Genomic DNA, 25,047 nt, shown 5'->3' on the forward strand with positions numbered 1-25,047 from the left:
TGTCGGGCTGAACCTGCGGCCCGAAAACTGGACCCCTTAATGTTACGAATCACCGAACTCAAGCTGCCGATCGATCACCCGGACGAAGACCTGCGCGCTGCCCTGTTGCAGCACCTGGGTATCGACAGCAGCGAACTGCTGGACTTCACCCTGTTCAAGCGCAGCTACGATGCGCGCAAGAAGTCCTCCGAGCTGTTCTTCATCTACACCATCGATTTCCAGGTGCGCGACGAAGAAGCCCTGCTGCGCAAACTGGCCAATGACCGCCATGTCGGCCCGGCGCCGGACGTCAGCTACAAAGTCGTGGGCCATGCTCCTGCGGATCTGAAAGAGCGCCCGATCGTGGTCGGCTTTGGCCCCTGCGGGATTTTCGCGGGCCTGCTGCTGGCACAGATGGGCTTCAAGCCGATCATTCTTGAGCGCGGCAAGGAAGTACGCCAGCGCACCAAGGACACCTGGGGCCTGTGGCGCAAGAAGATCCTCAACCCGGAATCCAACGTGCAGTTTGGCGAAGGCGGCGCCGGGACCTTTTCCGACGGTAAGCTCTACAGCCAGATCAAGGACCCCAAATTCCACGGTCGCAAGGTTCTGCACGAATTCGTGAAAGCAGGCGCACCGGAAGAAATCCTCTACGTCAGCAAGCCGCACATCGGCACCTTCCGTCTGACGGGCGTCGTTGAAAACATGCGTCAGCAGATCGAAGCCCTGGGCGGCGAAGTACGTTTTCAACAGCGTGTCACCGACCTGCTGATCGAAGACGGCCAGTTGCACGGCGTAGAACTGGACAGCGGCGAACGCATCGAGTCGCGCCATGTAATTCTGGCACTGGGTCACAGCGCCCGCGATACGTTCCGCATGCTGCACAGCCGTGGCGTGTACATGGAAGCCAAGCCGTTTTCGGTGGGTTTCCGTATCGAGCACCCGCAGTCCCTGATCGACCGTGCCCGCCTGGGCAAGTACGCCGGTCACCCGAAACTGGGCGCTGCCGATTACAAGCTGGTGCACCACGCCAGCAACGGTCGTTCGGTGTACAGCTTCTGCATGTGTCCGGGAGGCACCGTCGTCGCTGCGACCTCCGAGCCAAACCGGGTGGTCACCAACGGCATGAGCCAATACTCGCGTAACGAGCGCAACGCCAACTCGGGCATCGTGGTCGGCATTACCCCGGAAGACTATCCGGGCAGCCCGCTGGCCGGGATCGAGCTACAGGAGCGCCTGGAATCCCACGCCTTCCTGATGGGTGGCAGCACCTACGAAGCGCCTGCGCAACTGGTGGGCGACTTCATTGCGGGCAAGGCTTCCACCGAGCTGGGCAGCGTCGAGCCGTCCTACAAGCCAGGCGTAAAACTGATGGACCTGGCTGACGCCCTGCCCGCTTACGCCATCGAAGCCATTCGCGAAGCATTGCCTGCGTTCGACAAGCAGATCAAAGGCTTCGCCCAGCATGATGCGATCCTGACCGGCATCGAAACCCGCACCTCCGCCCCGCTGCGCATCACACGTGGCGCGGACATGCAGAGCCTGAACGTCAAAGGCCTGTACCCGGCAGGTGAAGGTGCCGGTTATGCCGGCGGCATCCTGTCGGCAGGCGTGGACGGTATCCGGATTGCCGAAGGGCTGGCACGCAACATGTTGGGGATTGAATAAAATCCATCCGCTGCAGGATCGAATTCATTCGCAAACTCTTCGCGAATGAATTCGATCCTACAAGCCTGCTCGCAGCACACCCTCGGGCAAGGCCTTGCCTTGCTCGGCACAGGCTGCAATACCCTCGATCAGTCCCGCCAGTTCATACCCCTGAGCCTTGAGCCAGGCCTCATCGTAATACGTGCTGGCATAGCGCTCGCCGCCATCGCACAAAATCGCCACAATCGAGCCCTTCTCTCCCGCTTCGACCATCTGCCGGGCCGCCAGCAGCGCGCCGATCAGGTTGGTGCCGCTGGACCCGCCGACCTTGCGCCCCAGTCGCCGGGCCAGGTAATGCATGGCCGCCAGCGACAAGGCGTCCGGCACCTTGACCATGGCATCGATGACATTGGGCAGGAACGAGGCCTCGACACGCGGCCTGCCGATACCTTCGATGCGTGACCCGCACTCCAGACGCAAGCTGGCATCGCCACTGCGGTAATAATCGAAAAATACCGAGCGCTCGGCATCGGCACACAGAACACGTGTAGGGTGCTGGCGATAACGAACGTAGCGCCCCAGGGTTGCGGTCGTGCCGCCCGTGCCTGGGCTAGAGATCAGCCAGCTCGGTTCTGGATGCTTTTCAAAACGCAGTTGCTGAAAGATCGACTCGGCAATGTTGTTGTTCGCCCGCCAGTCAGTAGCCCGCTCGGCATAGGTGAACTGATCCATGAAATGCCCGCCAGTTTCCCGCGCCAGTCTTTCGGACTCGGCATAGATTTGCGTCGGGTCCTGGACCAGATGGCTCTTGCCGCCATAGAAGGCAATCTGATCGATCTTGGCCTGGGAAGTACTCGCCGGCATGACCGCCACGAACGGCAAGCCCAGCAAACGGGCGAAGTAAGCCTCGGAAATCGCCGTGGAGCCGCTGGACGCTTCGATAACCGGCGCTCCGGCCTTGAGCCAGCCGTTGCACAGCGCATACAGAAACAACGAACGCGCCAGACGATGCTTGAGGCTGCCGGTGGGATGACTGGACTCGTCCTTGAAATAAAGCTCCACGCCGGGTAGCCCGGGCAGTGGCAAGGGAATCAGGTGAGTATCGGCGCTGCGCTGGAAGTCGGCTTCGATGATGCGAATGGCTTCACGGGACCAGGGGCGGTTATCGATCATTTACTGACTTCTCTTTCCAAAATATCCGGAAGTTACATAAAGATAATGAGAACGCGATTTTAGGAAATACCCTACAACCAAAACAGGCACAGTTAGGAATTAATAAGTTACATAATTGTTAGACTTCAAAGGCTGCAAACGGGCCGTTACCTTTAGAACCAAAACGAATATAACTTTTGTTTTAACCCTTGCAGGTAAACGGTAGGGTAGCGGGCTTTTCCTTGAAGACCATGGAGCATAACCGCACCGATGCGAAATACGATCATACGTTTCTTTCAACTTGAGGCAGCAGGCGGTTTGCTGCTGATCGCTGCTGCTGCGCTGGCACTGATTATCAACAACTCCCCGTTGTCGTGGCTGTACAACGAATTCCTCAATATTCCGGTAGTGGCACAGATAGGCGCGATAAAAATCGCCAAGCCGCTGTTGCTGTGGATCAACGACGGCTTGATGGCCCTGTTCTTTCTGGTCATCGGGCTTGAAGTCAAACGCGAAGTACTTGAGGGGCATCTGTCCCGCCCCTCACAGATAGTGCTGCCCGGCGCAGCAGCCATTGGCGGCATGGTCGTTCCGGCACTTATCTATTACGCACTCAACAAGGACGACCCGACAGCCTTGGGCGGCTGGGCCATTCCCATGGCCACCGATATCGCTTTTGCCCTGGGTGTTCTCGCGCTGCTCGGCAAGCGCGTGCCGGTATCGCTCAAACTGTTTCTCATGACCCTCGCCATCATCGACGACCTCGGCGCGATCATCGTCATTGCATTGTTTTATTCGGGAGAGCTGTCGAACCTGTCGCTGATATTAGCCGGTGCCGCCATCCTGGCCCTGATCGTGATGAACAGGCTCGGCGTGGCAAAGCTGGGGCCTTATCTGCTGGTCGGTCTGGTGCTCTGGGTGTGCGTACTCAAAAGCGGCGTGCATGCGACTCTGGCAGGCGTGGTGCTGGCATTCTGCATACCGCTGCGCATCAAGGAGGTAAAGGCTTCACCGCTACTGAGCCTGGAACATGGGCTGCACCCGTGGGTCGCCTACGCAATCCTGCCACTCTTCGCCTTTGCCAATGCCGGTGTTTCGCTGACTGGTGTCACTCTGGACAGCTTCACGCATTCAGTGCCGATGGGGATTGCAGCAGGCCTGCTGCTGGGCAAGACGCTGGGGGTATTCGGGCTGACCTGGCTGGCGATACAGACCGGTCTGGCGAAACTGCCGAACGAGGCGAACTGGGGGCAGGTACTGGGCGTTTCGATCCTGTGCGGTATCGGCTTCACCATGAGCCTGTTCGTCGGCTCACTGGCTTTCGAGTCCGGCACGAGTGATTACGCGGGTGTGGACCGCATGGGCATTCTGACCGGCTCCATACTTTCGGCCTTGATCGGTTATGGCGTCATGCTGATGTCTAGCAGGCAACCCAGGCAATAACCGCCATAACGAGAAAACCCGAGCCAGGCTCGGGTTTTCTTTCACAGCATGAAAAACAGATCAGTGCGTCACACGGCTCGTGCCATTGACGGTCATGATGCGAACACGCTCGCCCACACGGAAAATCTCGTTTTCCTGAACCTGCTGTACATAGGCACGCATGCTGCCGTCGTCTTCACGCACGGTGATTTCGACACCCTGAGTACGGGTCAGACCTTCTTCAGTCATGGAACCGAGCAAACCACCAGCAACCGCACCGACTACCGCAGCAACCACGCTACCGCGCCCGCCGCCGATGGCGCTACCGCCCACACCGCCGACAATTGCACCGGCACCTGCGCCGATTGGCGTCTTGGTGCCTTCGATTTTGACAGGTCGCAGAGATTCGACAGTACCCAGGCGAACGGTCTGTACAGTCCTGGCTTCGTCACGGGAGTAGGAATCACCGGTGAGATTCGAGGTACAGCCGCCCAGTGTCAGTGCCATCGCTGTGAACGAGGCGACCAGAAAAGCAGACTTGCGCATAAAGGCATCTCCAAAGGAACAAGTGGCCATTAGACTCCGCGCCATCGGCGCTGTCACTGCCCTGCTCCTGCAATTTAAGTTCATTCAGGCGTCATACAGCGACGTGCCATGTAACGCTATGATGATCTGGTAACAGGATAATTCCCGCCTTAACCTTTAAATAAAAGCTCAGGGCGCCAAACGCTCACGTATCCATTGATCGTCTATCAAACGATAGTTCAAACGATCATGCAAACGGCTTGGACGTCCCTGCCAGAATTCGATCCGCTCAGGTAAAAGACGATAGCCGCCCCAGTGATCCGGGCAATGCGGCTGTGTATCGAGAAAACGCTGCTCCGTCTGTTTGATCATGCCTTCAAGCTGCGCACGATCGGCAATCACCCGACTTTGCGGCGATGCCCAGGCGCCCAGACGACTGCCCAGTGGACGAACCTGGAAATACGCATCTGACTCTTGCGCACTGACCTTGACCACGCGCCCTTCAATACGCACCTGACGCTCCAGGGTCGGCCAGAAGAAGGTCATGGCTGCAAATGGGCGAGCAGCCAGTTGCTGCCCCTTGGCGCTGTCGTAGTTGGTGAAGAACGTGAAGCCCAGAGTATCCAGCCCCTTGAGCAGCAGAACCCGGCAATGCGGGCGCCCCTCCTCGTCGACTGTCGCCAGCGTCATGGCATTGGCTTCTACAGGTGCCTGCTCAGTCTTGACCGCTTCGTCGAACCATTTGTGGAACAGGGCAAAGGGTTCATCGGGAGCCTGCGCTTCGGTCAAACCATCGCGAGCATAATCACGGCGCATATCGGCCAGGGCTTGGGTCATGACAGGGTTCCTTCACCGAAATAATGCGAAGTCTGACCCGCTCACTCCCCTTCGGGAATGATACGGGTCAGCCAGACGATCAGTTGCTGGCCTGATCGCCGGTTTTCTTGGCTACGGTCTTGGCAGGAGCATCCTTGGCCGCAGTAGCTTTCTTGGCTGGCGCCGTGGCTTTGGCGGGCGCAGCTTTCTTGGCGGTGGCAGCCTTCGCAGGTGCAGCCTTCTTGGCCGTATCTTTCTTGGCAGGAGCCGCTTTCTTGGCGGGTGCTGGCGGGACAACAGGCTTGACGTCCTGAGTAGCGACCATGGTGGGCGCAGTCGGTGGCACGACATACTTGCTCATCAGCGCAACCATGGTGTCCTGCGGCGTCAGCAGGATTTCCACCCGACGGTTGAGCGAGCGACCCTGAGCGCTGTCGTTGGCAGCACGCGGCATCACGGCCCCCATGCCACGCAGGCTCAGGCGATTACGCTCCAGACCACTGAGGCGGAAGATCGCAGCAACGGATTGCGCCCGCTCCTGGCTGATTTTCTGGTTGGCAGCCATGACACCCGAAGTGTCGGCATGACCAAGAACCAGTACGGCAGTCTTGGGGTCACCTTCGACGAGCTTGGCCAGACGAGTGATAGGGCCGAGGGTCACTGGCAGCAACATGGCCGGACGGTCAGGGTTGAACGAGGTATCGACCGGCGCGGTAATGGCCAGCAGGTCTTCACGTCGCTCAAGCTCGAACGGGCTGTCCTTGATCGCCGCACGCAGGCGCGGCTCGTACTCGTCGAGCCAGGCCTGGGTGACTTTCGGATCGGGCATCGGCACGGCTTTAGGCTCGTCCTTCTTGCTATCGCTGCTACCGAACGGCCAGTACCACGGGTTGCTCTTTTCAGTCTTGGCGAGGGAATCAACCACAGCCGCCTTTTGAGGAGCCGGGGCAGACGCCGGAGCAGGAGCTTTTGCTACATCATCCGCTGGAGCATCCTTGCCAAAACCAAACTGCCACCAATGGCTGCCCGTATCGGCAACATCGGCAGAATCGGTTTTAGGGGTTTGGGCACAGCCAGTGACGGCAATACACAGGGCGAGAACGAGACTTTTATTGGATAACATGGATGACCCACAGCAGTATTGATGACAAGGGACGTAGGGACTTGGCTACGTCCGTATAACACGCATAAAGACTCAGTTGGAAAAAGAAACCGTCGTACGGTTCCTCTTACACCTCATTAACTGACAGTCGGTATGAAACAAGCACTTATGAGTGATAGTTACTGCAAACACTCACGCAGTGTCCTGACCAGTTTTTGTGCACGGGGGTCCATCAGCACATAAGGCCCCAGCGTGTGAGTGACAAAGCCGAAAGCGACCTCGTAATCGGGATCGGCAAAGCCCACTGAACCGCCTGCTCCCGGATGCCCGAATGCTTTCGGCCCCAGGCCGTAAGTGGCGTTGGGCACATTGGGCTGGTCGAGCATGCAACCCAGGCCAAAGCGCGTGGAAGTCATCAGGGTCTTGTCCTGACCGACGCTGTGCTCGCGGGTCAGCTCATTGAGCAGTTCAGCTTCAAGCAGGCTGCCATCGAGCAGGCCACTATAGAAGCCGGCAAGGCTGCGCGCATTGCCATGGCCATTGGCAGCCGGTTGCTGCATGCGGCGCCATTCGGGCTTGTTGGTACTGGTCATGATCGACGGCGGATTGGTGAAAGCCTTGGTGGCGATGGCGTCAGGCTCGCGCATGAGTGCTTGCAGCAGGCGCTGGGCAGCGTCGTCCCCCATATTCCCCTTGCTGCGAGCGATATGCGCCACCCGGTCGAATTCCTCGTCGGCCAGCCCGATATGAAAATCGAGCCCGAGAGGCCGTGCGATTCGGGACACGATGGACTCACCCGGCCCACGACCGTCGGCGCGACGCAACATCTCGCCCACCAGCCAGCCATAAGTGATCGCCGCATAACCATGCCCTTGGCCAGGAACCCACCAAGGCTGTTCGGCCGCCAGGGCTGCGGTCATGGTGTCCCACTCATAAAGGGCGGTTGCGGGCAGTTGCTCGCGCAGTGCCGGCAGACCAGCCTGATGGCACAGCAACTGGCGCAAGGTGATCGAGCCCTTGCCTGCGGCTGCAAATTCGGGCCAGAGCCGGGCGACGGGCTCATCGAGTTTCAGCTTGCCTTCATCCACCAGTTGCAAGGCGGCAACGGCAGCAAAAGTCTTGGTGCAAGAAAACAGGTTGGCAATGGTATCGCTGTGCCAGGCCTGGGTGCCGTCCTTGTCGGCGGTCCCCGCCCAGAGGTCTATGACGGTTTCGCCACCGACCTGAATGCACAACGCCGCGCCACGCTCCTGCGGGTCGTCGAAAAGCGCGGCGAAAGCTTCACGCACTGCTTCAAATTTAAGCTCGAAATAGCCCTGAATCTGCACCCGCTGGCTCCCGCAAGACTGTTGCCTGAAAAGGCGTGCATTGTTTCAGCGATTGGCGACTTTGGGAACTGCCGCCACCCAGCAGATGCTTCAGGAAATCTCCCGATGAAACGGCGGCAGCGCATTGAGAATGGCCTTGCCATAGCGCTGCGTCACCACGCGCCGATCCAGCAACGTAATGGTGCCGCGATCCGCTTCGGTGCGCAGCAACCGGCCACAGGCCTGGATCAGACGCAAAGAGGCATCGGGCACGGCGATTTCCATGAACGGGTTGCCGCCTCGGGCTTCGATCCATTCCGCCAGCGCGGCCTCCACAGGGTCATCCGGCACCGCGAATGGAATCTTGGCGATGACCACGTGCTCGCAGTATGCACCGGGCAAATCCACACCCTCGGCAAAACTGGCCAGCCCGAACAATACGCTGGAATCGCCGCCATCGACCCGCGCCTTGTGCTTGTTGAGGGTTTCCTGCTTGGACAGGTTGCCCTGAATGAAGACCTGCTTGCGCCAGTCGCGGTCCAGGCCATCGAAGACATCCTGCATCTGTTTGCGGGATGAAAACAGCACCAGCGTGCCCCGTGAACCTTCCACCAGATCCGGCAGTTCGCGAATGATTGCCGCCGTGTGTGCCACCGCATCGCGGGGGTCGGCCTTGAGGTCAGGCACCCGCAGTACGCCAGCGTCGGCATGATGGAACGGGCTGGGTACAATCGCCGTCACTGCTCCCTTGGGCAAACCGGCACGCATGCGATAGCGGTCGAACTTGCCCAGCGCGGTCAGGGTCGCCGAGGTGACCAGAGCGCCATAGGCAATGTTCCAGAGATTGCGTCGCAACATTTCAGCCGCCAGGATCGGGCTGGCATTGACCTCGATATCGAACTGCGCGCCGCTGTCGGCCAGGGTCAGCCAGCGCGCCATCGGCGGGCTGTCTTCCGGGTCTTCGGCGGTAAAGGCGGTCCACAGCTCCCAGTTGCCATGGGCACGGGCCAGCAGGCTGCCGAACAGCGGATACCACTCTTCGGCCTGATGACTGGCAATGCCGATATTCACCTCGCCATCCATGCCGTCCTTGAGCAGTTCGGTCAGGCGCGTGAACAGATCGTCCAGCCGCGCAAAGCCCTTCTTCAGCTCAATCCCCATCTCGCGAATATGCTCGGGAATGACACCGCCGACAAAACGATGGCGCGGGCGCTCACGCCCCTGCATGTCTTCACCGGCGCGGAAATCGGCCAGTTGCTCGCAGGCACCGAACATGAATTGCTGATGTCCCTTGATCTCACGCGCCAGTTCGGGAACCTGTTCGATCAGCTTGCCCAGATCGCCGGGCAGCGGGTGCTGGGCAAGCAGCTTGGCAAGGTTCTTGGCCGTCTGCTCCAGCCAGTCGGCCGTGGAGCGCAACCGGGTGTAGTGGGCAAAGTGGCCGATGGCCTTGTCCGGGAGGTGGTGAGCCTCGTCGAACACATACATGGTGTCGCGGGGATCGGGCAGCACCGCGCCGCCGCCCAGTGCCAGGTCTGCCAGCACCATGTCGTGGTTGGTGACGATCACATCCACCTTGCCCATGCCTTCGCGGGCCTTGTAGAACGCACACTGCTGGAAGTTCGGGCAATGGCGGTTGGTACACTGGCTGTGGTCGGTGGTCAGACGGGCCCAGTCCTGATCGGCCAGTTCCTGAGGCCAGCTATCACGGTCACCATCCCATTTATTGCCGGCCAGCTTCTGGAGCATACTGGTGAAAAGCTTCTGGCTGGCTTCATCGACCTCGATCTTGAAGCCCTCTTCCTCGAACAACTGCGCAGTGGCGTTGGTCGCATCGCCTTCCTGCAACAACATGTCGAGTTTGGACAGGCACATATAGCGCCCGCGCCCCTTGGCCAGAGCAAAACTGAAGTTCAGGCCGCTGTTGCGCATGAGGTCGGGCAGATCCTTGTAGACGATCTGCTCTTGCAGGGCGACGGTTGCCGTGGCGATGACCAGCCGCTTGCCCGCAGCCTTGGCCGCGGGGATAGAGGCGATGGCATAGGCTACGGTCTTCCCCGTACCGGTGCCCGCTTCCACCGCAACCACTGCCGGGTCGCCAGAACGCCGTCCCTCCTCATCGGTCTCGACATCGCCCAGCACCTTGGCGACCTCTGCGATCATCAAACGCTGGCCATAGCGAGGCTTGAGGCTCTTGGCTTCGAGGAAACGCGAGTAAGCGCCCTGTATCTGGGATTTTAATTCGGTACTGATCATTGGCTCGGGTTCGGCGGCACGGCAAAAAAGGCTGGATAAATTTTCAGTGGTTCCAAGTGGGCGCTATCATACCGCGCTAAATCCATCCGCGCAGAACGGAGTACCTGATGACTGCTTTCGCCCCTGTCTACACACTGCATGTTCTGGCTGCCCTGGTCTGGGTTGGCGGAATGTTTTTCGCCTGGATGGTCCTTCGTCCGGCTGTCGGCGCGGCACTGGAAGGTCCGCTGCGTCTGAAACTGTGGCTTCAGGTGTTTCCACGGTTCTTCGTCTGGGTCTGGGCAGCTATCGTGGTCTTGCCCATTACCGGCGTCGGCATGATCCAGTTGAACTTCACCAGCTTCGAGACAGCACCACGTTATGTGCAGGTCATGATGGGGCTGTATGTGGTGATGGTTGCACTGTTCTTGCGTATCCAGTCGTTACAGCTCCCGGAGCTGCAACGCGCAGTGGATGCCGGACAATGGGCCGAAGGTGCCGCTGCATTGGGCAGGATCAGGCGTCTGGTGGGGATCAATCTGATCGTTGGCCTGACTGTAGTTGCAATTGCGGCGGCCCGGCCGACTTTCTGAAAGGAAAAATCTGTCTTGAATATAAGCCAGGCCCGGCACAAGCATGCTCCGGGCCTGACGAAACGGCGTTACAGACGCTGTAGGCTCAATGCACCGGCAGGTCCTGCGGCACCTGGCTGCCCTACTTGCCCGGGTTTCCCCGGCTTGCCGCCATCGGCGCGATAGACGATACAGCCTTTGGATTCGCCACCCTTGCCCGGTTTGCCGCCCTCGCCACCCGGCCCAGGGGCACCGCCCTCGACGTTGACCTTGATACGCTCGGCAGCAAAACTCTGTGGCAGCTCCAGACGAACCTGAGCACCTGCCGCACCGTCATGGCCGTTACCGCCATTGTCACCGTCATAACCGCGACCCGCCTGCCCCCAGGTGCAACCCGGCGCCTGACCATTGCCACCATCAAGCCCTGCATAACCTCGCGCACCGGCACCGCCACGGGCATCGATCGACAGTTGCTCGGCGTTCAGGCTCTGCAAGCGCAGGATCAGATTGCGCCCCGGCAAGGCCGCTTTTTCAAAGGTCCCCGGTGCGCCACGCGCCATGATCTGGCTGCCAGAGGCCAATTCGCCATGACTGACGACGAGGCTGAAAGTCTGCGAACCCGGCACGATGGCGATACGTGCCTCATGCCCCAGCACCAGCTCACCGACCTTGACCTCGGTAATATTTGCCGGGATCAGCAAGGTGCCGTAATCCGCCACCTCCAGACGCTCGACCTGCAGAACGCTGCTGTTACCCGGCAGACGCATCAGGGAGTGCGCATCGACATTGATCGTCTGCGCCAAGGCCAGCGGGCTGAACAAGGCCGCCAGGAGAAAAAGGTTACGCATGAGTGGACTCCGCTGGACGACGACCTATGGCCTGGACATGGAAGATACCGAAAATGAGGATTTTCCCCCGATCACGCCACGGATGCCGGCGACCGCGCAGGCTGCCGTTGAACAGGATCAACTCAAGCAAATGAGTCAACAGCACCAGGCTGCCTGCCATATCGATCATGATGCCGAACGGACTGGGAGCCTCGATGACCGAATTGACCATCACCACCAGCCAGAACCCCAGCGTCAATACCTTGCCCAGCCCCCAAAACAGCTTCATCGCCTGCCCCCCATGGTCATGATGCGTTTACGAAAGCGAATTCTTCGCACGCTTTTTCGTTGCCGCACAGTAGACGTCCTGTACACCAAATATGCCAGCGGTGGAGTGAAAAAAGACCGGACTGACGGCGGCATCGAGGCTGGGGCTTCCGGTTTTCAGGCCTGGCTGCTGGCCTTGCCCTCAATGACAGGCTGAACCACCGGTGCCGGGCGCTTGTACCACCAGACGCCCAGCAGCACGGCGGCGACGCCTACCCATTGCAGCGCGGCCAGCTTCTCGTCGAAAAAGAAGAAGCCGATCAGAATCGCGACCACCGGGCGAGCCAGCGCCGAGACGGAGGCCAGCACCACGTCGACATGACGCAGCGCATAGGCCATCAACCCATGCCCCAGCAATTGGCTGATCAACGCCAACAGAGCAATCACCAGCCAGCCATAAAGGGTGTCCGGCAAAATCTGCTGACTGGTGACAAGGGCCACCGGCAACAGCAGCAAGGCACAGGTGAAGCTGTTCCAGATGATTATCTTGCGGGACGAGAAGCAGTCGCGCAGGGATTTGATCAGGATCAGATAGATCGCATAGAACAGCGCCGAGTTGAGCGCCAGCAGATCGCCAGTCACGCTCTGGCTGGAGAATGTCAGGCTCGCGCTGCCATCAAACACCAGCAGGCAGGCTCCCGCGATACTCAGGGCCAGCGCCAATACCTGAGAGGTGCCGATTTTTTCCTTGAGAAACAGAAAGGACAAAATCGCCACGAAGACCGGCGACAGGTTCATCAGGATCGAGGTGTTGGCCATGCTGGTCAGCTTCACCGCCCAGTGGTTGGACAGCAGATCGATGCACGACACCACACCCGACAGCAGCAACAGGGCCAACATGACACTGCGGCTGCGACCTGGAGTGATGGTTTCCACATCCTTGTTCTTGCCGGGCGGCAAGGCGGTAAACGCATAGGCCATGCCGCCAGCGATGAACATGCGCAGCATCAGCGTTGAAGTGGCATCCACCTCGCTGAGCTTGACGAACGCAATCGCCGACGCCACACCAATGGTGCTGATGATCAGTGCCAGAACGGGCAGAACAGACTTATTACCCACCGTCATGACGGGTCCTCGAAGTTATATAAGAAGTTATATGAGTTGGGTGGCGCAATGAATGCCGCCAAATTGCTTCTGGTGTTCGGCGAAAGAGACCCGATGAATGTCATAGCCACGCGCCGACAGCCGATCCAGCAAGCCCGTGGGTGCGTTGTGATCGATCCAGACATGCTTGCCCAGTGAGAACGCATTGGCGCACCAGGCTGACATCATCGATTCGTCCAGCAACACCGGCTCAAGATCCACAGCCTCTGCGGCCTGGCGCAACGTCAGGTGTTCTTGCGAGAGCTGCCAGCCCGAAGGTGTACGGTGATAGAGGCTCACCCGTGAGCGGTCGATGGCGTCGGCTCGTTTCGCATCGATCAGCAAGTCGCCGCGCAGCAGGGATACATAGTGGTCGAGGTGGAACTGTTCAGGGTTGTGCCACCCATCCTCGACGGCCAGCACGACATCGCTCTTGAGCAGGCTGGCCCCCAGCAAGAAGTGCAGCGTCTCGACCTGGGTCCGAAAGCCGGTGTTGATGATCGATACGCGCTCGTTTTCCTGATAGTCACCGCCTTCAAGCACATGGTCGAGTTCCACAAGGGGATAGCCATGGGCGGCGACTACCTTTTTCACCACTTCAACTTCCCGCGCCCGGTCCTGGCGTTTCAAGCGGCCGAAAACCGGCTGGCCGCCCACGTTCATGAAATGGTCTCGCGGGAACAGCAGCCCGTACAACGGATGAATTTCATACGTTTCATAAGTGGCGTCAGGGCTGATGCGGCCCAGTTCATCATCGTAATACAGCCGGAGTTTCGGCTGGTTGATGATGATTTCCGCCAGTTCCCGGCGACTGCTGCGCGTCAGTTGTTCGTGGGCAAGACGCTGGCGCTCCTGTGGAATATCGTCGGCAAAGCGCAGCGCATTCCCGGCCAGTTGCCGCATATCTTCCAGCGGGACGTGCGGCCCGTCTTCATTGAACAGCGCGTCGGACAGAAAAGCCGTCGGGATACCTGCGGCATTGAACGATGCGGCCAGGGCCAGCACATCGGCATCGGCCTGACGCAGCGAGTAAGGCTGCTGCGCCTCCATGAATACCGACATGGCCACAGGCTGTACGATGGAGGGAAGTTGCACAAGCACTTTCATCAGCTCGCCTCCCGCACTGAGTCGGCACGAATGGAGGTCTGCAGGACGTCCATGCAATACAGGATGGCGTCTTCCACCTCAGCCTGGGTTTCGCCCACAAAATGCAGCCGTGCGGGGATTTCTTCGTAGCTGAACTCGCTGGATTCGCCTTGCCGCTGAACGCTGCTATAGGCCAGCAGCGGGTGGGACAATTGCATCTTCGGGTCGAAGGCAAAGCCAGTGGTGAAGGGGTTGGGCATCATCAGAAAACCGGTGATCCGGGTTTTGACAGGCGGGACATGGTCCTTGAGCGCAGCACGGGTCCACAGCTCATACAGATCGATTCCCTCGCTGCGCATGGCGACAAACGGAATCTCGCCACCGCCGACCCGACCGCCGATTTCCAGAAAAACCAGTTCGCCGCGCCGCTCGATAAGCTCCAGATGAATGGCCTGATCCTTGAGGTTCAGCCGAACACAGACTTCTCTGGTAAAAGCCTGCACCGCCTCGATGAACCGAGAATTATCGACAGCCACCGAGCCAAGCGGCTGGCCATTGCGAAAATCCAGGCAGGTGTTCAGGTATTTCGACACCTTGAAATACGGAGTGCTGTCGCCCGCCAGTATGGCGTCGACGTGATAGATATCGCCTTCTATGTACTCTTCCACTTCATAGCCGGTGAAATCCAGCAGGTCGGGGATATCGCTCAGACGGTCAATCTTCACGACACCGTCCGAAGCCGCGCCAACCTGAGGTTTCAGGATCACCGGGTAGCCGTGCGCATGGCAGAACTCTTCCACGTCCAGACGCGACAACACGTTTCGGTACTGCGGGTAGCGGACGGTCGAGCCCTGTAGTGCTTCTTTCATACTGGCCTTGTTACGGCACAGCAGGTTGTCGGCGATTTTCGCACCGCTGATATTCAGCTCGGTGCGGACCAGTGCAGCGGCATCCAGATCGTATTCCGAGAAGGCGATGACAAAGTCGATGGGGTGCTGACGATGAATGGCCTGCGCTTCCTGCAGTATCAGGCCTGCATCCAGTACGCCAAGCTCCACCACTTTGAAGCTGAGCTGCTGATCAATCAGCCCTGCACGCCCCGCCAGGGAAATATAGGAAACGTCGACCTGAGTGTGATCGATATATTTGCGGTAATCGGAAAGTTCGTCGTCGTAGCGGTTAATGATCAGAACGTGCTTCATACGATTGCAACCTCGTTGTGTACCCGCCCGACCAGGCTTCTGACTGCGGCCTCATCAACGCCGCCGAACATCACGTAGCCAACCCGTGAGGTCCAGTCCTGATCCGAGCCCAGCGCATCGCCGGTACGAAAGTAAATCTGGTGCGAGAGGTAGTACGGACTGTCGATAAGCTCACCGAGACCGTGCAGGCGGGTAAATTCGCTTTTCTCGCCACGGGGAATGAAGGCGATGGCACTGACACCACTCGCCTGGGGGGCGGCAGGCGTATCGATGCTCAGGTATTCACAGAGCGTTTCAAGGGCCAGATCGATTCCACTGGCCCGTTTGATCAGCTCGACGATACCGTCGCCGGGAAGACGGGCTGCCAGTTCGACCGCTACGGGCTGGCCCTGGGGCGTAACCCGAAGCTCCAGATGGAAAGGGCCGACGTTCAGGCTGATGGCATCCAGCACCGCCAGCGTGTAGTCGTTCAGAGTGGTGCGAAACGCCTCATCGTAGCCCTGGCCGACGATATGGCCGATCTCGATGAAGTAAGGCTCCGAGCCGAGCAGTTTCTCGGTGATGGACGCGATGGTGACGCTGCCATCCCTACGCACCACACCTTCGATACTGTATTCGTTGCCGGGAATGTACTCTTCGACGATCAGGCGTCCGCTGGCGGTAAAGCCAATGTCATTGGGCAACGACTGACGAAAGGCGCTGACGGCCTCGACCAGCTCTTCATGGTTATAAAGCTTGCGAACGCCGATACTCCCGGCCATATCGACCGGCTTGACCACCGCCGGGAAGCTGAAGCCTGCGGGCACGACCACCGGCTCGTCGGTGCTGAGCAGAAAAAATCCGATATCGCTGAGCCCCGTCTCGGTCAGACGACTGCGGAAGTTGAACTTGTTGCGCACCCGTTGCACGGCGTTGTCGCCAAGATGCGTTTTACCTTGCGCAGCGCCCAGGCTTGCAGCCATCGGGACGGCATACTCCACGCCGGGAAGAATGGCACTGACGGTTCCCAACTCATTGAGCGCCGCCATCTGTGCGTCGAAATCAGCGGTGTCGATCTTGATGACCTGACGCGCCTTGGCACGCAGTTGCGGGTCAAGCTCCTGCTCGCCCCCGTCGACGGAAAAGACATATAAATCAACGCCCAGTTGCTGCGCTGCATTGAGATAGTTTATGCCGGATGAAACAGGATCGATGACAACTACGGACATTGTTCAGTCTCCGACTATCCAAAACTTTCGAGTTCACATAAAGGAAGGTTTTTCAGCTTGTCGATTACCAGATCCGACCCCACACCTACCGTAAGTGCATCCACTACCAAGTGTTCGCCAATATCGAAATCCGCACAGGTCCAGTCACGATAAGGAATGTTGACGACATTGACCTTGCATTCAACGGAACTGCGAAATCGTTCAATACAGCCCGAGTGGTAGGTGGAAAGAGTGGTACGGTTGACGGCATACACCTCAACTTCACCGATATTGTGTTTTACCACCAACTCCTGCGCACGACTCAATGCCGCCCCCATTCCGCTGCCGCCACTGACTATATTCAGACGGTTCATGGCGCTTTCATAGTGAGGCAATGAAGGACTCACGATGTAATACTCCAGTCGGTCGTCAACGGACAACGTTGCAAACAGACTTGAGAACAGCCCACCGGGGCGTAACTTCACATGAAACGTGATGCTGTCGTACGCTTTTTTGCCCAACGTGACCACGGAGTAACTGCGCACCGCTGAAAGCTCGGGATGCTTCAACGTCACGACAGATTTGGCGTTATAAAAAACCCGCTTGACCTCCAGGACGACTTCCATGACCTGTTCGGACAAATACGTTTTACTTTTGAGCCTGGCGGCATGAAAGCTGCTGATAGCGGGGACAATATCAATATCCGTTTCTGCCCTGCTTATACAGGGCAGAAACTCGCTTTGTACTGTAACTTCCACACCGTCTTCCAGAACGCGGCCTGACACCAATCGGCATCGACACACTCTGCACACACCTTTAAGGCAGCCTTTTACGAGCGCTCCGGAGGGGATTGCATCAATAAGAGGCTGCCTGCTGTCGGCGGTGTAGGTCTGCTCTCCAACGCGGACACTATAAGTTGCCATTACACCGGCCTTCAGTGATGTGTATTAAAGCGTTGAAGCACGCAGGGCCTGGAAGTATTCGCCCACCATCGGGATGAAAGCCTTGATATGGACAACGGCTTTGTCCAGGTCCTTTTCATCCTTGATGACCGAGGCCAGCATGTTGTTCATCATGCCGCTGTGGTCTTCCGCTTCGTCGAACGCGACATGGGAGGCCGCGCCGCTCACCGCAGGCTGGCCCATGCTGGCGCTGGCTTTCTGGGTGATGAACGAGCTGTATTTATCGCCGTAGTACTCCAGGAACCAGTCCCAGGTGATCGCAGGCAGCGGGCCGAACTTGCTGACGCACAGATTCAGGTAGCCCATCAGTTTCCAGGTTTCCGGGAAGGCAAACTCTGCCTGAACGTCGGACTTGGAATAACCGTAAGTGATGAGATCCTGCCCAAACATTTCGTCATGGCCAAACTCATCATACAGATAGTAAGAGAGTTGCTTGGCGGCGGAGATATTATCGATGGCCGCCACCTGAACGGCACGTGCGTCCAGTTCATTGTTCATGTGAATGCGGATTACGCATTCCAGGATGTGGCGCTTGTAGTAATGCTCATTGAACCAGTCTCCTTGGTGGAACTCGCCCATGATGTTGTCTTTCTTGAATTCTGCATCCAGGCAGGCATCAACGGTGGACTCAAGCGTTTTCAATATCACATCAGTGGAAATCATCGGTTATACCTCTCCATTATGGTCATCTGAAATCAATGACTATTTTATTTCAGCGAGACGCTGATCCCTGTCACGTACTGCTACAGCAAAAGAAATAACTCATTTCAAGAACGACCGGCAAAAACAGCATATGCCTCATCTGACAAAAGATCAGACAGAGTTGACACTACAAAGCCATCATTCAATAAGCCCTTTTCGGGGCAGCGGCAGTATTAGCGCTGTATATTTCAATTTCAAGACCTGAATCGAATTAACTTTTACGCTATAGCGTCGATATGCTTATACCGAGCGTACGGCAAGCCCTTCAATGGCTCGCCCTCACATGTATATATTCTTCGGGCAGCAAGCATCTACAAAGACATCGCTGAAGCAGCGGTCTTGCAAATGAATTAAAAGATGCAGTTTCCGACGCACTGACCCATGGCTATATCACCAAAAGATATGCGTACAGAACAACGCTCAAGGGGAAGCGGAATATTGCCAACATCGCCACACGCAAGGTTCAGGTCGATGTTTTCCGTTTTTAGCTTCCATGCACAACATTCCATTGGATCCAATTTTGCTCAACATCCTAATGCGCTCGATAAACGTCTGCAAGCAACTTTATGTTCTATGCAACAGACAAAGTGTTTGGTTGCCCGATCGGCGCATTGAATAAAAGCGAGGGGCGTCGCCGCTTTCCAGAGTCCGCCCGGCAGGCTAGTCTTACAGGTCAACCAGAGGACTTTCGATGACCGTCGGCTATTCCACCCGCACCCCGCAACAAGCACTGGCCGCCCTGCTCGACCGTTATGCTCCCGAGCGCCTCCTGCTGGTCGGAGCACAGGAATTTCCTGCACTGCACGCTTTCCGGGAAGCACACCCACAGACCGAGGTAGCACTCGCGGCTCCCGGCAACCTGCCAGCGGAACTGGCTGCACAGCGCTTTGACCTGGCGCTGGTGGTCGATTGCCTGGAGCACATCCCCAAGCGCACCGGCCTGGAACTGCTGGGCGGTATCCGCAATCTCAATGCCAGTCGCATCGCAGTACTGGCAGACCTGCAGGCCTGTGGCTGGCAGGAAACCGATTTCTTTTCACTGGCCCTGCAAGCGAGCGAACGCTTTGAGCGCGACGAGCAGATCCTGACACTGTTCACCTACGACTTGCGCGAATACAAGCAAGTACCCGACTGGCTGAACTCGAAATTCTGGGCGAACCCGGAAAACTTCGGCAAATACTGGTGGTGAGTCATGAGTAGTGCTATTTGCCCCTGCGGTAGCGGGGATCTGTTGTTAGCCTGCTGCGGGCATTTTCATGCGGGACAACCCGCGCCTTGCGCCGAGAAGCTGATGCGTTCGCGCTACAGCGCCTATGTATTGGGATTGATCGATTATCTGGTCGATACCACGCTGCCCGCGCAGAAACAGGGGCTGGACCGCGAATCCATTGCCCAGTGGAGTGCGCAAAGCACCTGGCTGGGCCTTGAGGTAGAAAGCTCGGAGGTTTTCGGTGGCAAGCCCGAACATGCCTTCGTCACGTTCACGGCTCGCTGGCATGACGGCAGCGGTGAGCACAGCCACCGGGAACGCTCTTCATTTGTACAGAATCAGGGCCGCTGGTACTTCATTGATCCCACGGCGCCCCTCAAGGCTGGCCGCAACGACGCCTGCCCCTGCGGGAGCGAACAGAAATTCAAGAAGTGTTGTGCGAGTTACATTGGATAAACCTGGAATACTGCTTTCGCGAATGAATTCGCTCCCACACCGGTAGGAGCGAATTCATTCGCGAAGAGGCCATGAAGCCTTTATGGCACGAGCTTCAGGTGTGAAATATCCGGATTGAGCGCTTTCGCGACAGGTTTTGCCTGCCCCATATCACTACCGGCCGGGGCCAGGCTCAAGGCTGAAAGGTCCAGCGCCGGTGTCGACTGTTCGGGCCTGGGGTCCTGCATGTCGCTGCCGACTTCGGCGACAGAAAAATCCGGCGCATCGACATCAACAAAAGCCGCCATGTACACATCCCGAGGCTTGATCTGCAAACGGGCCGTGCCCGGCTCTGCAGGCGGCGGTGCCAGTTCCACTTCTTCGACCGGCAGTTTCATGTCCAGCACTTCGACCAGAGCACCGGCACGCTCCAGGGTCGAACGGTATTTCTCGGCGGCATCGGCATCGAGATTGCTCTTGAGCACCAGGCTCCGCCCCGAAAACAGCAGCGCCAGACGCTGCTCATCGGCCTGAAACAGTTTGCCCAGATTGGCTTTTACCCGCTCAAGCTGGGCGCCAGGAACCAACTGGCCGCAAAAGACGATTTCATAGAGATTCATGCAAGGGCACTCATACTGCGTATGACGGGAGTATGGCGTAGCGTCGACAGCCCCAACAAGCCAGCCAGTTGCTAAACTCAGCTCTCCAACGGAGCAAAACAATGTCAATCCAGGCGCCAATTACAAGAACGATAAGCCTTGCATTGCTATTACTGGGGCTGACCGGCTGCTCGACATGGAGCAGCATCACGTCCTTCCAGGACCCGGACGTTCATCTGCTGAAAGTCCAGGTCGTCAAGGCCAGGCTGACGCAGCAGGACTTCAATCTGCACTTTCTTGTCGACAACCCCAACGACTCACGTCTGCTGGTGCGTGGCTTTCGCTACAAGCTCATGCTCAACGATGTACTGCTGGCAGACGAAAGGTCCAATGACTGGTTTTTCGTCGCAGCTCACAGCCAGAAAACCTTTGTGGTGCCAGTCAGGACCAACCTATGGCGACACGTGAAATACATCGCCGAACTGATGAAAGACCCTGACGAAGAGGTTCGCTACCGACTCGAAGGCAGGATCAAGACGGGGATCATTTTCCGGCACAGCACCACTATCGAGCGCAGTGAGACGGTAAAACCCCGTGAGCTGCTGCTCAAGAATCGCTAAAGGTATTGCTGTGCGCACATTTGCGAGATAATGCGCGCCGATTTAATTGCGGAGTACCCCCGATGAACCAGCAAGCCCATGTGCATGGCCCTGATTGCAATCACGATCATGACCATGATCATCACGACCACCAGCACGGCCATGTCCACGGCCCGAACTGCGGTCACGCTCACCAGGAGCCGGTGCGCAACGCCCTGAAGGACGTTGGCCGCAACGATCCTTGCCCATGCGGCAGCGACAAGAAATTCAAGAAGTGCCACGGCGCGTGAAGCGCTGAGCATTTTGCCAACGGCCTGCCTTGCAGGTCGTTTTCATTTGTATGGAGAGTTCAAGGGAGAGTAAAACAGTCGGTCTTGATCAATCACATGGAGCCTTCAATGATCGACCTTCATTACTGGACCACTCCCAATGGACACAAGATCACCCTGTTCCTTGAAGAAACGGGCCTGCCTTACAAGATCTTCCCGGTGAACATTGGCAAGGACGAACAGTTCGAGCCCGGCTTCCTGAAAATCGCACCCAACAATCGTATCCCGGCCATTGTCGATCACGAACCAACCGATGGCGGTGAGCCTCTGAGCCTGTTCGAGTCCGGCGCAATCCTGCTGTATCTGGCGGACAAGACCGGCAAATTCATCTCTCAGGATTTCCGTGGCCGTCAGGAAACGCTGCAATGGCTGTTCTGGCAGATGGGCGGCCTTGGGCCGATGGCCGGCCAGAATCACCACTTCAACCGCTTCGCCAAGGAAAAGATTCCTTATGCGATCAAGCGCTACGTGGATGAAACCGCCCGTCTGTACGGCGTGTTGAACAAGCGTCTGGCCGACCGTGACTTCGTGGCAGGCAGCGAGTACAGCATTGCGGACATGGCGATCTACCCGTGGATCGTGCCGCATACCTTTCAGCAGCAGAACCTGGATGACTTCCCTCATCTCAAGCGCTGGTTCGAGACCATTGCCGGGCGTGAGGCGACCCAAAGGGCTTATGCGCTGGTCGAGCAGATCAATCCGCCGAAGGCTTGATGATCTTCTTCGCGAATGAATTGGCTCCTGCGAGCTTGCCTGTAGGAGTAATGCCGATCAGTTAAGGTCATAAATCACTTCGTGGGAGGCGCTTGCTGGCAAATTCAGCGTACAGACGCAGAATATCTGCCGGTTTTCAGGCCTTTTCGCCAGCAAGCTGTCTTCCACAAGTTTTGTTTGCACCTTAACTGATCGGCATTAGCCTGTAGGAGAGCGGATTTATCCGCGAACCAACCCACCCCTTTGTAAAATCCTGAAATAAACTCCCCTTCCCGTCTTGCGTGGCGCCTGTCTGCTCTCTAACGTAGCGACCTTTACATATGCCACCCCTGCGGGAGTTTCGCCATGGCCTCGCCAGCCCCTTCATTTTTCCTGAGCCGATTCAGTGCTGCCGCCATTGCGGCAAGTTTCCTGAGCCTTGCGGGCTGCCAGTTGGGCGGTGGTGACAACGAGACATTGCTGCCCAATTCCGGGGTTTTTCCGGTCAAGGGGCTGGCACAGAACGTATCGGTACGCCGCAATAACCTGGGCATGCCGCTGATAGAAAGCAGCACTTACCACGACGCGCTGTTCACACTCGGCTATATGCATGCTGGCGACCGCATCACCCAGATGGTCGGCATGCGCCTGCTGGCACAGGGACGCCTGGCGGAAATGGCCGGGGCCGATGCTCTGGAAGTCGACCGCCTGATGCGCTCGGCCAACCTCAAGCAGCGCGCCAGCGAGCTTTACAACGCTTCATCGCCACGCCTCAAACGCTTTTTCGAGGTCTATGCCCGCGGCGTCAACGCTTACCTGTTCCGCTATCGCGACAAGCTGCCAGAGGACCTGGCCAGTTCCGGCTATCGCCCGGAATACTGGCAGCCCGAAGACTCGGCGCTGATCTTCAGCCTGCTGAGTTTCAACCTGTCGGTGAACCTGCAGGAAGAACTCTCGGCACTGGTGCTGGCCCAGAAAGTCGGCAGCGACAAGCTGGCCTGGCTGCTGCCGACCTATCCTGACGAAGCACTGCCCTTCTCCGAAGCCGACAAGCTCAAGGGGCTGAGCCTGAACAGCCAGGCACAAGAGCTGAACGACCTGACCAAGGTCACGCTGCAACTTTCCGAGCTGAACATGCTCGGTGTAGCCGCTTCCAGTAACTGGGCCATCGCACCGCAACGCAGCCGTAATGGCAAAAGCCTGCTGGCCAGTGAAATGCAACTGCCTGCCGGGATCACCTCGGCCTGGAGTTTCGTGCAGTTGCGTGCGCCGAAATATCAGGCGTCGGGCGCGTCGATTGCCGGGCTGCCTCTGATCCTGAGCGGTTTCAACGGCAAGCTGGCCTGGAGCCTGAGCAACGTCAAAGGCGACAATCAGGATCTGTTCCTGGAAAAGCTCAAGCGCGAAAACAATCGCCTGTTCTACATGGCTGACGGCAAATGGTTGCCCGCCATCGCCCATGAAGAAACCTTCCTGGTCAAAGGCGGCCGTCCGATTCGTGAAACCGTGTACGCCACCCGTCACGGCGCCCTGCTCAACACCAGCGCAAATCCGTTGGGCAACGGCTTTGGCCTGGCACTGCAAACGCCGGACTTCAAGGACGACAAGAGCCTGGATGCTTTCTTCGACCTGTCCCGCGCGCCCAACGTGGAGAAAGCCTTCGACACCAGCCGCGAGATTCGTGCGATTACGCTGAACATGGTGTTCGCGGATGCCTCGAACATCGGCTGGCAAGTGACCGGACGCTACCCGAACCGCCGTGAAGGCCAGGGCCTGCTGCCTTCACCGGGCTGGGACGGCAAGTTCGACTGGGACGGCTTTGCCGACTCGATGCTGCACCCTTACGATCAAGACCCGCGCCAGGGCTGGATCGCTACCGCCAATCAGCGCACGGTGCCCAAAGGCTATGGCATGCAACTGTCCAACTCCTGGGGCTACCCGGAGCGGGCCGAGCGCATTGGCGAACTGGCCAACAGTGGCAAGCAGGACACCCGCAGCACCATTGCCATGCAGTACGACCAGACCACGACGTTTGCCGCCAAGCTCAAGAACATGTTTGAAGCGCCGGGCATGACCAAGCCGCTCAAGCAGGCCATCGACGCGCTGCCCGAGGCCGAGCGCGCCAAGGCTCGGGAAGCCTACACGCGCCTGATGGCATTCGACGGCAAGCTCACCGCTGGCTCCGCCGATGCAGCGCTGTATGAGCTGTTCCTGCAGGAAAGCGCCAAACTGACCTTCCTCGATGAGCTGGGTCCGGAAAGCAGTCTGGCCTGGCAAGCCTTGAGCGCCAACGCCAGCTCGTCATACTCGCCACAGGCCGATCATTTGCTGGGCCGTGAAGACAGCCCTTACTGGGATGACATCAAGACCCCACAAAAAGAAGACAAGCCTGCAATCCTGGCCCGCAGTCTGGCGGCCGCCATCACCGCAGGCGACAGCCTTTTGGGCAGTGATCACAAGGCCTGGCAATGGGGCAAGCTGCATCGCGAAAACTGGGCCGCACCGGCTAGCCCGCTGGCCAAGGCATTGGGCGGCAACCACTTCAACCGCAGCCAGAGCGCAGCCGGTGGCGATCACAGCACCATCAATGTCTCGGGCTATGAGTGGGGCAAGAATCTGGAAGCACACACGGCGCCAGCCTTGCGCATGATCGTCGACTTCAGCCAGGTGGAACCAATGATGGGTCTGGTCAGCACCGGCCAGTCGGACAACCCGGCCAGCCCGCACTACGCCAACAGCATCGAACCGTGGCTCAAGGCGCAATACCAGACGATTCCGCTGCAACAGCAGAACTATGAAAGAGGTTATGGCAAACAGCGCCTGACCCTGACGCCCGGAAAGTAGAGATCAGAAAGCACCAAAACAGGGCAATACTCTCGTCACGCCCTGTTTTGGACACCCCTCTTGAGCAACTATCGCTCCTGCATCCCAGACACTAAACAACGCGCCCAAGTGAGCAGGTTCTGCGTTCGGAAGCAGAAATGCGCATGATGGCAAGCTAGTTCATCATTGCGACAACTGCTTATATTTAAAACGCACGTTCGTCTCT

24 protein-coding genes are annotated in these 25,047 nt (G+C 58.1%); 9 read left to right on the forward strand and 15 right to left on the reverse strand.

Features of this window, described 5'->3' with window-relative positions; all coding sequences use genetic code 11:
* Positions 1-39 precede the first annotated feature (39 nt).
* On the forward strand, positions 40-1,647 hold the full coding sequence (locus JL015_RS02755; protein ID WP_201000072.1) for an NAD(P)/FAD-dependent oxidoreductase: 1,608 nt from the start codon (positions 40-42) through the stop codon (positions 1,645-1,647).
* Positions 1,648-1,704: 57 nt separating this feature from the next.
* Here JL015_RS02755 and JL015_RS02760 read toward each other — a convergent pair whose 3' ends face one another.
* Positions 1,705-2,799, reverse strand: a complete 1,095-nt coding sequence (locus JL015_RS02760) for a PLP-dependent cysteine synthase family protein (protein ID WP_201017322.1) — start codon at positions 2,797-2,799, stop codon at positions 1,705-1,707.
* Positions 2,800-3,048: 249 nt separating this feature from the next.
* Between JL015_RS02760 and nhaA the strand changes: the two genes are divergently transcribed.
* Positions 3,049-4,221: a Na+/H+ antiporter NhaA gene (gene nhaA, locus JL015_RS02765; protein ID WP_201017323.1), complete on the forward strand. Its 1,173-nt coding sequence runs from the start codon at positions 3,049-3,051 to the stop codon at positions 4,219-4,221.
* A 60-nt stretch (positions 4,222-4,281) separates the two neighbouring features.
* On the opposite strand, the gene JL015_RS02770 is transcribed toward nhaA, so the two are convergent.
* From JL015_RS02770 to dinG, 5 genes are all read right to left on the reverse strand, one after another.
* The gene (locus tag JL015_RS02770) at positions 4,282-4,746 is read right to left on the reverse strand and encodes an outer membrane lipoprotein (protein WP_201000075.1); all 465 of its coding nucleotides are present in this window, start codon (positions 4,744-4,746) and stop codon (positions 4,282-4,284) included.
* A gap of 168 nt (positions 4,747-4,914) precedes the next feature.
* The gene (pdxH, locus tag JL015_RS02775; protein ID WP_201017324.1) at positions 4,915-5,562 is read right to left on the reverse strand and encodes a pyridoxamine 5'-phosphate oxidase; all 648 of its coding nucleotides are present in this window, start codon (positions 5,560-5,562) and stop codon (positions 4,915-4,917) included.
* Between the two features lie 79 nt (positions 5,563-5,641).
* Positions 5,642-6,664 (reverse strand): OmpA family protein, encoded by a 1,023-nt coding sequence (locus tag JL015_RS02780; RefSeq protein WP_201017325.1) that lies wholly within the window; start codon positions 6,662-6,664, stop codon positions 5,642-5,644.
* A gap of 158 nt (positions 6,665-6,822) precedes the next feature.
* Positions 6,823-7,971 (reverse strand): serine hydrolase domain-containing protein, encoded by a 1,149-nt coding sequence (locus JL015_RS02785; RefSeq protein WP_201017326.1) that lies wholly within the window; start codon positions 7,969-7,971, stop codon positions 6,823-6,825.
* A gap of 90 nt (positions 7,972-8,061) precedes the next feature.
* Complete coding sequence (gene dinG, locus JL015_RS02790; RefSeq protein ID WP_201017327.1) at positions 8,062-10,206, reverse strand: ATP-dependent DNA helicase DinG; 2,145 nt, start codon at positions 10,204-10,206, stop codon at positions 8,062-8,064.
* Positions 10,207-10,313: 107 nt separating this feature from the next.
* Here dinG and JL015_RS02795 point away from each other — a divergent pair, with 107 nt between their 5' ends.
* Positions 10,314-10,778 carry a CopD family protein gene (locus JL015_RS02795; RefSeq protein WP_201017328.1) on the forward strand — a complete coding sequence of 155 codons (465 nt, stop codon included), beginning with the start codon at positions 10,314-10,316 and terminating at the stop codon, positions 10,776-10,778.
* A 68-nt stretch (positions 10,779-10,846) separates the two neighbouring features.
* On the opposite strand, the gene JL015_RS02800 is transcribed toward JL015_RS02795, so the two are convergent.
* The 8 genes from JL015_RS02800 to JL015_RS02835 all read right to left on the reverse strand — a co-directional run bounded on the left by JL015_RS02800 (position 10,847) and on the right by JL015_RS02835 (position 18,094).
* Positions 10,847-11,605, reverse strand: coding sequence for a collagen-like protein (locus JL015_RS02800; protein WP_201017329.1), 759 nt, complete (start codon positions 11,603-11,605; stop codon positions 10,847-10,849).
* Entirely contained in the window at positions 11,598-11,873 is a 276-nt protein-coding gene (locus JL015_RS02805) for a DUF1145 domain-containing protein (protein WP_201017330.1), read from the reverse strand. The genes JL015_RS02800 and JL015_RS02805 overlap by 8 nt, the downstream gene beginning before the upstream one ends.
* 155 nt (positions 11,874-12,028) lie before the next feature.
* Complete coding sequence (locus JL015_RS02810; protein WP_201017331.1) at positions 12,029-12,976, reverse strand: DMT family transporter; 948 nt, start codon at positions 12,974-12,976, stop codon at positions 12,029-12,031.
* A gap of 27 nt (positions 12,977-13,003) precedes the next feature.
* Positions 13,004-14,101 (reverse strand): arginine deiminase family protein, encoded by a 1,098-nt coding sequence (locus tag JL015_RS02815; RefSeq protein WP_201017332.1) that lies wholly within the window; start codon positions 14,099-14,101, stop codon positions 13,004-13,006.
* Positions 14,101-15,282 carry an ATP-grasp domain-containing protein gene (locus JL015_RS02820; RefSeq protein WP_201017333.1) on the reverse strand — a complete coding sequence of 394 codons (1,182 nt, stop codon included), beginning with the start codon at positions 15,280-15,282 and terminating at the stop codon, positions 14,101-14,103. Before JL015_RS02820 ends, JL015_RS02815 begins: the two co-directional genes overlap by 1 nt.
* Positions 15,279-16,490, reverse strand: coding sequence for an ATP-grasp domain-containing protein (locus JL015_RS02825; RefSeq protein ID WP_201017334.1), 1,212 nt, complete (start codon positions 16,488-16,490; stop codon positions 15,279-15,281). Before JL015_RS02825 ends, JL015_RS02820 begins: the two co-directional genes overlap by 4 nt.
* Positions 16,491-16,504: 14 nt before the next feature.
* Positions 16,505-17,392, reverse strand: coding sequence for a 2Fe-2S iron-sulfur cluster-binding protein (locus JL015_RS02830; RefSeq protein WP_201017335.1), 888 nt, complete (start codon positions 17,390-17,392; stop codon positions 16,505-16,507).
* Between the two features lie 24 nt (positions 17,393-17,416).
* Positions 17,417-18,094 carry a hypothetical protein gene (locus JL015_RS02835; RefSeq protein ID WP_201017336.1) on the reverse strand — a complete coding sequence of 226 codons (678 nt, stop codon included), beginning with the start codon at positions 18,092-18,094 and terminating at the stop codon, positions 17,417-17,419.
* 730 nt (positions 18,095-18,824) lie between these two features.
* Between JL015_RS02835 and JL015_RS02840 the strand changes: the two genes are divergently transcribed.
* Positions 18,825-19,322, forward strand: a complete 498-nt coding sequence (locus JL015_RS02840) for a DUF6231 family protein (RefSeq protein ID WP_201017337.1) — start codon at positions 18,825-18,827, stop codon at positions 19,320-19,322.
* A 3-nt stretch (positions 19,323-19,325) separates the two neighbouring features.
* Positions 19,326-19,799 (forward strand): YchJ family protein, encoded by a 474-nt coding sequence (locus JL015_RS02845; RefSeq protein WP_201000085.1) that lies wholly within the window; start codon positions 19,326-19,328, stop codon positions 19,797-19,799.
* Positions 19,800-19,879: 80 nt separating this feature from the next.
* Here the strand turns inward: JL015_RS02845 and JL015_RS02850 are convergent, their stop codons facing one another.
* The gene (locus JL015_RS02850; protein ID WP_201017338.1) at positions 19,880-20,398 is read right to left on the reverse strand and encodes a hypothetical protein; all 519 of its coding nucleotides are present in this window, start codon (positions 20,396-20,398) and stop codon (positions 19,880-19,882) included.
* A 101-nt stretch (positions 20,399-20,499) separates the two neighbouring features.
* Here JL015_RS02850 and JL015_RS02855 point away from each other — a divergent pair, with 101 nt between their 5' ends.
* The 4 genes from JL015_RS02855 to JL015_RS02870 all read left to right on the forward strand — a co-directional run bounded on the left by JL015_RS02855 (position 20,500) and on the right by JL015_RS02870 (position 24,842).
* A complete protein-coding gene (locus JL015_RS02855) occupies positions 20,500-20,997 on the forward strand; it encodes an LEA type 2 family protein (RefSeq protein ID WP_201017339.1) in 498 nt (165 codons plus the stop codon).
* Positions 20,998-21,059: 62 nt separating this feature from the next.
* Positions 21,060-21,266, forward strand: coding sequence for an SEC-C metal-binding domain-containing protein (locus JL015_RS02860; RefSeq protein ID WP_111757795.1), 207 nt, complete (start codon positions 21,060-21,062; stop codon positions 21,264-21,266).
* 108 nt (positions 21,267-21,374) lie between these two features.
* On the forward strand, positions 21,375-22,019 hold the full coding sequence (locus tag JL015_RS02865; protein WP_201017340.1) for a glutathione binding-like protein: 645 nt from the start codon (positions 21,375-21,377) through the stop codon (positions 22,017-22,019).
* Between the two features lie 345 nt (positions 22,020-22,364).
* Positions 22,365-24,842 (forward strand): penicillin acylase family protein, encoded by a 2,478-nt coding sequence (locus JL015_RS02870; protein WP_201017341.1) that lies wholly within the window; start codon positions 22,365-22,367, stop codon positions 24,840-24,842.
* Positions 24,843-25,047 lie beyond the last annotated feature (205 nt).

The organism is Pseudomonas cichorii (assembly GCF_015471405.1).
In the GTDB taxonomy this organism is placed as follows: domain Bacteria; phylum Pseudomonadota; class Gammaproteobacteria; order Pseudomonadales; family Pseudomonadaceae; genus Aquipseudomonas; species Aquipseudomonas serbiensis.

What these genes read in the sequence shown, in the direction of transcription:
- JL015_RS02755 (WP_201000072.1), top strand. Translation starts at nt 40, where the DNA reads ATGTTACGAATCACCGAACTCAAGCTGCCGATCGATCACCCGGACGAA.
- JL015_RS02760 (WP_201017322.1), bottom strand. Translation starts at nt 2,799, where the DNA reads ATGATCGATAACCGCCCCTGGTCCCGTGAAGCCATTCGCATCATCGAA.
- nhaA (WP_201017323.1), top strand. Translation starts at nt 3,049, where the DNA reads ATGCGAAATACGATCATACGTTTCTTTCAACTTGAGGCAGCAGGCGGT.
- JL015_RS02770 (WP_201000075.1), bottom strand. Translation starts at nt 4,746, where the DNA reads ATGCGCAAGTCTGCTTTTCTGGTCGCCTCGTTCACAGCGATGGCACTG.
- pdxH (WP_201017324.1), bottom strand. Translation starts at nt 5,562, where the DNA reads ATGACCCAAGCCCTGGCCGATATGCGCCGTGATTATGCTCGCGATGGT.
- JL015_RS02780 (WP_201017325.1), bottom strand. Translation starts at nt 6,664, where the DNA reads ATGTTATCCAATAAAAGTCTCGTTCTCGCCCTGTGTATTGCCGTCACT.
- dinG (WP_201017327.1), bottom strand. Translation starts at nt 10,206, where the DNA reads ATGATCAGTACCGAATTAAAATCCCAGATACAGGGCGCTTACTCGCGT.
- JL015_RS02795 (WP_201017328.1), top strand. Translation starts at nt 10,314, where the DNA reads ATGACTGCTTTCGCCCCTGTCTACACACTGCATGTTCTGGCTGCCCTG.
- JL015_RS02800 (WP_201017329.1), bottom strand. Translation starts at nt 11,605, where the DNA reads ATGCGTAACCTTTTTCTCCTGGCGGCCTTGTTCAGCCCGCTGGCCTTG.
- JL015_RS02805 (WP_201017330.1), bottom strand. Translation starts at nt 11,873, where the DNA reads ATGAAGCTGTTTTGGGGGCTGGGCAAGGTATTGACGCTGGGGTTCTGG.
- JL015_RS02810 (WP_201017331.1), bottom strand. Translation starts at nt 12,976, where the DNA reads ATGACGGTGGGTAATAAGTCTGTTCTGCCCGTTCTGGCACTGATCATC.
- JL015_RS02815 (WP_201017332.1), bottom strand. Translation starts at nt 14,101, where the DNA reads ATGAAAGTGCTTGTGCAACTTCCCTCCATCGTACAGCCTGTGGCCATG.
- JL015_RS02820 (WP_201017333.1), bottom strand. Translation starts at nt 15,282, where the DNA reads ATGAAGCACGTTCTGATCATTAACCGCTACGACGACGAACTTTCCGAT.
- JL015_RS02825 (WP_201017334.1), bottom strand. Translation starts at nt 16,490, where the DNA reads ATGTCCGTAGTTGTCATCGATCCTGTTTCATCCGGCATAAACTATCTC.
- JL015_RS02830 (WP_201017335.1), bottom strand. Translation starts at nt 17,392, where the DNA reads ATGGCAACTTATAGTGTCCGCGTTGGAGAGCAGACCTACACCGCCGAC.
- JL015_RS02835 (WP_201017336.1), bottom strand. Translation starts at nt 18,094, where the DNA reads ATGATTTCCACTGATGTGATATTGAAAACGCTTGAGTCCACCGTTGAT.
- JL015_RS02840 (WP_201017337.1), top strand. Translation starts at nt 18,825, where the DNA reads ATGACCGTCGGCTATTCCACCCGCACCCCGCAACAAGCACTGGCCGCC.
- JL015_RS02845 (WP_201000085.1), top strand. Translation starts at nt 19,326, where the DNA reads ATGAGTAGTGCTATTTGCCCCTGCGGTAGCGGGGATCTGTTGTTAGCC.
- JL015_RS02850 (WP_201017338.1), bottom strand. Translation starts at nt 20,398, where the DNA reads ATGAATCTCTATGAAATCGTCTTTTGCGGCCAGTTGGTTCCTGGCGCC.
- JL015_RS02855 (WP_201017339.1), top strand. Translation starts at nt 20,500, where the DNA reads ATGTCAATCCAGGCGCCAATTACAAGAACGATAAGCCTTGCATTGCTA.
- JL015_RS02860 (WP_111757795.1), top strand. Translation starts at nt 21,060, where the DNA reads ATGAACCAGCAAGCCCATGTGCATGGCCCTGATTGCAATCACGATCAT.
- JL015_RS02865 (WP_201017340.1), top strand. Translation starts at nt 21,375, where the DNA reads ATGATCGACCTTCATTACTGGACCACTCCCAATGGACACAAGATCACC.
- JL015_RS02870 (WP_201017341.1), top strand. Translation starts at nt 22,365, where the DNA reads ATGGCCTCGCCAGCCCCTTCATTTTTCCTGAGCCGATTCAGTGCTGCC.